Source organism: Pseudonocardia pini (assembly GCF_013870575.1).
GTDB classification, from domain to species: Bacteria; Actinomycetota; Actinomycetes; order Mycobacteriales; family Pseudonocardiaceae; genus Pseudonocardia; species Pseudonocardia pini.
In genome coordinates this window covers 1-3,452 of sequence record NZ_JACBXB010000613.1, presented here as the reverse complement: position 1 = coordinate 3,452, position 3,452 = coordinate 1, and the positions used below count along the sequence as shown (strand labels likewise).

At 71.4% G+C, this 3,452-nt stretch carries 3 protein-coding genes; 1 reads left to right on the top strand and 2 read right to left on the bottom strand.

Annotated features, from left to right (window positions below):
* Positions 1–192 (bottom strand): ATP-binding cassette domain-containing protein (locus H5J29_RS25780; RefSeq protein WP_181783608.1); only part of this gene is annotated, 192 nt, incomplete at its 3' end.
* Between the two features lie 160 nt (positions 193–352).
* Between H5J29_RS25780 and glgB the strand changes: the two genes are divergently transcribed.
* Complete coding sequence (glgB, locus tag H5J29_RS25775; RefSeq protein WP_312858407.1) at positions 353–2,725, top strand: 1,4-alpha-glucan branching protein GlgB; 2,373 nt, start codon at positions 353–355, stop codon at positions 2,723–2,725.
* Positions 2,726–2,936: 211 nt separating this feature from the next.
* Here the strand turns inward: glgB and H5J29_RS25770 are convergent.
* The coding region (locus H5J29_RS25770) for a hypothetical protein (protein WP_220187937.1) at positions 2,937–3,452 on the bottom strand (516 nt) is incomplete at its 5' end.

The window sequence follows — 3,452 nt, the reverse complement described above, 5'->3', positions numbered from 1 at the left end:
CGCCTTGCCGCCCACCGTGATCCGACCCGCGGTGGGCGCGTCGAGCCCCAGCAGCATCCGCAGCGTCGTGGACTTGCCCGCCCCGTTGGCCCCCAGGAACCCGGTGACCGCGCCGGGCCGGACCTCGAACGACAGGTCCTCGACGGCGGACACCTCGCCGTAGCGCTTCGTGAGTCCGCGTGCCTCGATCATGACTCTCCCCCGATCGTCGTCTGACCGATCGGAAGCTTACCTGACCGATCGGTCAGCAGCGAGCCGGGGCGCCCTCGTTCGAGGAGCTTTCCCGAAGCGACGCAACCCGTTTGGCGGACCAGATTGGGCAGGCACGGCCGGACCGCAATAGGGTTCGCGGGTGGCACACGAGGACACCCGCACGATCGACCCCTGCCCCCCGGACCAGGCGACGACCGACCGGCTGCTGGGTGGTGCCCACCACAACCCCCATGGGGTCCTGGGCGCTCACCCGACGGCAGGCGGCGGCACCGTCATCCGGGTCCTGCGACCGCACGCGGACGAGGTCCAGGTCCTGCGCAACGGCGACCCACACGACGCGTCCCCGCTGGTCAAGGTGCACGACGCCGGCCTGTTCTCTGGCGTCGTCGACGGCCCGGGCGGCGACTACCGGCTGTCGGTGCGCTATGGCGACCGCACGGACGTCGTCGACGACCCGTACCGCTGGCTGCCCACGCTGGGCGAGGTCGACCTGCACCTGATCGGCGAGGGCAGGCACGAGCGGCTGTGGGAGGTGCTCGGCGCGCACGTGCGCAGCTACGACACCCCGTCCGGCCCCGTCAGCGGTACCAGCTTCGCCGTCTGGGCACCGAACGCCCAGGGCGTGCGGGTGACCGGCGACTTCGACGGCTGGGCGGGCTGGGCGCACCCGATGCGCTCGCTCGGCTCGGCGGGCGTCTGGGAGCTGTTCGTGCCCGACGTCGGCGTCGGGACCCGCTACAAGTACCGGATCCTCGGCCAGGACGGCGTGTGGCGTGACAAGGCGGACCCGATGGCCTTCGCCACCGAGATCCCGCCGCAGACGGCGTCGGTCGTCACGGCCGTGCACCACGAGTGGGCGGACGAGGAGTGGATGGCCGCCCGCGCCGTCCGCCAGCCGCACGCCGAGCCGATGAGCGTCTACGAGCTGCACCTGGGCTCCTGGCGGCAGGGCAACTCCTACCGCCAGATCGCCGACCAGCTGGTCGAGTACCTCGACGAGACGGGCTTCACGCACGTCGAGCTGCTTCCGGTGGCCGAGCACCCGTTCGGCGGGTCGTGGGGCTACCAGGTCACCTCGTACTTCGCGCCGACCTCTCGCTTCGGCACCCCGGACGACTTCCGCTACTTCGTGGACACGTTGCACGCCAACGGCTACGGCGTCATCGTCGACTGGGTGCCCGCGCACTTCCCGCGGGACGAGTGGGCACTGGCGAAGTTCGACGGCACCGCGCTGTACGAGCACGCCGACCCGCGCCGCGGCGAGCAGCCGGACTGGGGCACGCTCGTGTTCGACTTCGGGCGCTCGGAGGTCCGCAACTTTCTGGTGGCCAACGCGCTGTTCTGGTTCGACCAGTTCCACATCGACGGCCTGCGGGTCGACGCGGTGGCCTCGATGCTCTACCTGGACTACTCCCGGGCAGACGGGCAGTGGCTGCCGAACATCCACGGCGGCCGCGAGAACCTCGACGCCGTCTCCTTCCTGCAGGAGATGAACGCGACCGTCTACAAGGAGCACCCCGGCGTCGTCACGATCGCCGAGGAGTCCACCGCATGGCCGGGCGTCACGCGGCCCACCTACATGGGCGGGCTCGGCTTCGGGTTGAAGTGGAACATGGGCTGGATGCACGACACGCTCGACTACACCGGGCGTGACCCCATCCACCGCAGCTACCACCACAACCAGCTGACGTTCTCGCTCATGTACGCGTTCAGCGAGAACTACGTCCTCCCGATCAGCCACGACGAGGTGGTGCACGGCAAGGGCTCGCTGTGGACCCGGATGCCGGGCGACGACTGGAACAAGGCCGCGAACGTCCGCGCGCTGCTGGCCTTCATGTGGGCCCACCCGGGCAAGCAGCTGCTGTTCATGGGCCAGGAGTTCGGTCAGGTCCGCGAGTGGTCCGAGGAGCGCTCGCTGGACTGGGAGCTGCTCGCGAACCCGCTGCACGGCGGGATCAAGACCCTGGTCGGCGACCTGAACCGCAGCTACCGGGACCACCCGGCGCTGTGGACGATGGACCACTCGCCCGAGGGCTTCTCCTGGATCGACGCCAACGACGCCGCGGGCAACGTGCTCAGCTTCCTGCGGCAGGGCACTGACCACGACGGCCGCCCGGCGGTCCTGGCCTGCATCGCCAACTTCTCCGGCCAGCCGCGGGACAACTACCGCGTCGGGCTGCCCTTCGCGGGGCGGTGGAAGGAGCTCGTCAACACCGACGCGGAGTCCTACGGCGGCTCCGGCGTGGGCAACCTCGGCACCGTCGTCGCGGACCGCACCGTGTGGCACGGCAGGCCCGCCAGCGCGGTGCTGCGGCTGCCCCCGGCGGGTGTGCTGTGGCTCGTCCCGGAGGAGACCGGCGGGCCGATCCACCCCCGTCGGGTCGCCCCCACCGACGTCGCGCAGGCGACCGAGCCCGCCGTCCAGTCCCCGCCGTCGGGTGCTGCGCACGCGCCCGAGGTGCGAGGGCTCCCCGAGGTCGGCCCGGCCGACGAGGGTTCCACCGACGCCTGACCACGAGCGCTGAGGTGCTGCGCTGAGGGCCCGACCACGATCGCACGTTTCGTGCTCTCAGCGCGGCATGATCGCTCATTGCGTGCTCTCAGCGCGGCGTGGCGCAGCGCGGAGGACCAAGATCGCACGTTTCGTGCTCACAGCGCGGCATGATCGCTGGTTGCGTGCTCTCAGCGTGGTGTGAACCGCGCTGAGAGCACGAAACGTGCGCTCACGGCAGCCGACCGGACTCCCGCGTCGCAGCCCGGAGCAGTGTGAACCAGTACGCGACGAGGATCACGCAGTACAGGCTGCGGCCCACCGGGGACCACGGGTCGTCGTCCGCCCAGAGGTCGCCCCAGCTCACGGGGACCACCGCCAAGGCCAGGAGCGCCGCGGCCCAGGACCGCAGCGTGCTCCCCGCCGCGACGGCCGCCACGGCGACCAGCAGGCCGGGCCACAGCAGCATCAGGTAGTTGTGCCAGGAGATCGGCGACATCAGCAGCCCCGCGGCGACCACCGCGAAGGGGGCGGTGCCCGCCGGGTCGACCGTGCGGCGGGAGATCAAGACCAGCGTGCCGACCAGCACGACCAGCCCCAGCACCGTGCCGACCGCGGACGGCAGCCCGAGCCGCACGGCGAGGCCGGGGAGGGCGGCGTTGTCCAGGACGTCCGGCACCGGCTCGCCGAACCCGATCCGCAGCCACTCCAACGCGCTCGCCGGTCCGGCCGCCAGCGCCCCGACCAC